We start from the raw sequence: 3087 nt of genomic DNA, 5'->3' as shown, positions 1-3087 counted from the left end.
CCTGGACGCGGACGGCACGACGGCGTACCGCTCCGGCGGCCCGGTCACCGCCGCGGTCGGCAAGTCCTTCCAACGCCTGGCCCGTGCCGCGTACGCCCGCACTCGGCTGCCGCACGACCCGAAAGGCGACGGCGAGCACCGCGGATTGGTGCACACACCGGTCTTCGCGGTCGCCACCGGACTGCTCGTCGGGCTCGGCGCGCTGGTCACGCCGTGGGTGACGATGGCGACGCTGATCGTCGTGCTCGCGCCCGGCATCGCGGCGCTGTCCCGCTCCGGTCCCGGATGGGTGCGCCGCCGGTTGCGCACGCATCGGGACGGGATGGCGCTGCTGGCCGCCGCGGTGATCACGCTCGCGCTGCTCGTCGGCGGGGAAGGGGACGAACTCGGCTGGTACGCCGGGGTTTCCATCGCGGTCGGCATGATCGTGCACTCCGCGGGCGAGTCCGCCACCCGCAGCGGAATCCCGTGGACGTGGCCGATGCGCCGCCGATGCTCGCAGTGCTCGGGACCGGCGGAGTGCGCGGGCAGCCGCTGGCGGCGCGGGCACGTGCTGCCGAAGAACCTGCGGTGGCGGGTGGGTTCCCGGTCCGGCCAGCGCATCGAGCAGGTCATCGAGGTGATCTGCCTGGTGCTGGTGGCGGCGCTGGTGCTCCCGGACCTGAGCACCCTGCTGACCGGATGAGCGATCTGCTCCGCCGCGACCGGAGCGAACTCGACCGGCCCGGTGGCTGCAGCGGATCACGGCTTTGAACTGCTCGTAGCCGGTGTGCACCGAGCGCGGAAGCAGCGCCGCGCGCTCCTCGCGTGCTGAACCGGGGATTTCGTACGTTGACAAAGCAACCGGGCGGAGCAATCCTCAGTGGCCATTCCGGGCAGGGAGGCCGCACATGGACGCAACGCCGGCCATCGACGAGACACCGCGCACCCAACGCCGCCGAGCCGTCGTCGCCAGCGTCGTCGGCACGACCATCGAGTGGTATGACTTCTTCCTCTACAGCACCACCGCAGCGCTGATCTTCCCCAGCGTGTTCTTCCCGCACTCGGACGAGAGCACGGCCATCCTCGAATCGTTCGCCACGCTGTTCGTCGGCTTCGCCGCCCGGCCGGTCGGTGCGGCGGTGTTCGGGCACTTCGGCGACCGCATCGGCCGCAAGGCCACGCTGATCAGCACGCTGCTGCTGATGGGCGTGGCGACCGTGTTGATGGGTCTGATCCCGAGCCACGCGACCATCGGGTTCGCCGCTCCGATCCTGCTGGTCGTGCTCCGCGTGTTGCAGGGCATCGGGGTCGGCGGCGAGTGGGGCGGTTCGGTGCTGCTGTCCATGGAATGGGGCACGCAGAACCGCCGCGGACTGATGGCGAGCTGGCCGCAGATGGGCGTGCCGATCGGGCTGCTGCTGTCCACCGGCACCGTCGCCGCGGTCAGCGCGGCAACCGGGGACGCATTCGAGGTCTGGGGCTGGCGGATTCCGTTCTTGGCCAGCGTGGTGCTCATCGCGGTCGGCCTCTACATCCGGCTGCGCGTGCTGGAGAGCCCGGACTTCCGCGAGGTCAAGCAGCAGCGCGCGGTGGTGAAGATGCCGGTGTGGCGGGCGCTGCGGGACCACCCGCTGGAGGTGCTCACGGCCGCATTCGTCCGGCTGTCCGAGCAGGCGCCGTTCTACCTGTTCATCACGTTCGTGCTGACCTACGGCACGACCGAGCTGGACATGCCGCGCAGCCAGATCCTCAACTACACGCTGATCGCGGCGGCCATCGGCCTGATCACCATCCCGCTGTTCGGGCACTTGTCCGACCGGTTCGGGCGCAGGCGCATCTACGCTCTGGGGATCGTGCTCACGGCTGCGTACGCGTTCCCGTACTTCGGGCTGCTGAACACCGGCAGCGGCGGGCTGGTGCTGATCGGCATCGTCGTGTCGCTGATCGTGCACGACATCCAGTACGGGCCGCAGTCGGCGTTGATCGCGGAAAGCTTCGGCACCAACGTGCGCTACAGCGGAGCGGGCCTGGGTTACCAGCTCTCGTCGGTCATCGCGGGCGGTCCGGCGCCGCTGATCGCCGCGGCGCTGTTGACCAGCACCGGAGGCAGCACGAGCATCAGCTGGTACATCGTCGGGTGCTGCGTGCTGTCGCTGGGCGCGCTGGCGCTGATGCCTGCGGCCGGTCGAAGCGGGACGGGCCGAGCGGACGGCTGAGCGCCGCCCGGCGCGCTGACCGCCCGCGAGCGGCTGCGGGACCGGTGATCGGCAGGGCAGGTGGGTCCATCCGTTGTCCTGGCAGGGTTTCCGCGCCGATTCGTGAGCCGGTGCAGGCAACTGTGCGAAGGTGATCGCGACCGGCATCGGAACTCGGGGGCAAGGATGGACATGGCTGGTGACTCGGTGCGCGACGACGAGCTGGCGTGGCTGGACGCGACGGAGCAAGCCGAGCTGGTGCGCGGGGGCGAGCTCACACCCTCGGAACTCGCCGAGGCGGCCATCGAACGCATCGAGCGAACCAACGGCGCGCTGAACGCGGTCGTCACGCCGCTGTTCGAGAAAGCGGTGGCACAGGCCGCATCGGCGCAGTTGCCCGCAGGCCCGTTCCGCGGGGTGCCGATGCTGTTGAAGGACATGGTGTGCCACTCCGCTGGCGACCCGTTGCACGGTGGGATGCGGGTGCTGCGCGACCACGGCTGGACCGAGCCGGAGGATTCGCACTTGGCGGCGCGATTCCGCGCGGCAGGGTTCGTGTTCTGCGGCAAGACCAACATGCCCGAGCTGGCCACCAGCGTCACCACCGAACCGCTCGCGCACGGCGCGACGCGCAACCCCTGGGATCCGTCGCGTTCGCCCGGTGGCTCCAGCGGCGGCTCGGCCGCCGCGGTCGCCGCCGGGATGACGCCCGTCGCGCACGGCAACGACATGGCGGGTTCGATCCGGGTTCCCGCGAGCTGCTGCGGGTTGGTGGGGCTCAAGCCCACGCGGGCGCGCACCTCGCTAGGTCCGGGCCACGGTGAATACTGGGGACCGGTGGCCCACGAGCACGTGCTGACCCGTTCGGTGCGGGACAGCGCCGCGGTGCTCGACACGATCCGCGGCATGG

The 3087-nt window shown here is 70.6% G+C and carries 3 protein-coding genes; all 3 read left to right on the top strand.

What is annotated here, in order from left to right; all coding sequences use genetic code 11:
* Positions 1–685 (top strand): metal-dependent hydrolase (locus IJH84_RS04020; RefSeq protein WP_295140315.1); only part of this gene is annotated, 685 nt, incomplete at its 5' end.
* A gap of 205 nt (positions 686–890) precedes the next feature.
* Positions 891–2198 carry an MFS transporter gene (locus IJH84_RS04015; protein ID WP_295140310.1) on the top strand — a complete coding sequence of 436 codons (1308 nt, stop codon included), beginning with the start codon at positions 891–893 and terminating at the stop codon, positions 2196–2198.
* A gap of 171 nt (positions 2199–2369) precedes the next feature.
* Positions 2370–3087, top strand: a 718-nt coding sequence (locus tag IJH84_RS04010) for an amidase (protein ID WP_295140307.1), incomplete at its 3' end; no start/stop codon positions are given.

Origin of the sequence: Saccharopolyspora sp., assembly GCF_017434145.1 — a bacterium.
Classification (GTDB): Bacteria; Actinomycetota; Actinomycetes; order Mycobacteriales; family Pseudonocardiaceae; genus Saccharopolyspora_C; species Saccharopolyspora_C galaxeae.
This window is presented reverse-complemented; position numbering and strand designations above follow the sequence as displayed.